This window comes from Neisseria sp. P0009.S007, from assembly GCF_051962515.1.
This window is the reverse complement of sequence record NZ_JBQCVF010001048.1, coordinates 1-289: the sequence shown is the minus strand read 5'-3', so window position 1 is coordinate 289 and position 289 is coordinate 1. Positions and strand designations below refer to the sequence as shown.

General features: G+C 50.5%; 1 rRNA gene. It reads left to right on the top strand.

The annotated features are described in order from the left end of the window. A 23S ribosomal RNA gene (locus ACTHS3_RS17700) occupies positions 1-289 on the top strand; the annotation flags it as partial.

The window sequence follows — 289 nt, the reverse complement described above, 5'->3', positions numbered from 1 at the left end:
AGCGATAGTAACGAAGTGATTGATCCTACACTGTCGAGAAAAGCTTCTAGGTAGAGACACATCGCCCGTACCAAAACCGACACAGGTAGGCGGGGAGAGAATCCTAAGGTGCGCGGGAAAACCCTCGTTAAGGAACTCGGCAAAATGCCTCCGTAACTTCGGGAAAAGGAGGACTCATGTAGTGTGAAGAGCAGCAACGCATGGAGCATGAATGAGTGGCACAAGAGAGGCGCAAGCGACTGTTTACCACAAACACAGGTGCCTGCTAAAGCGAAAGCTGATGTATAGG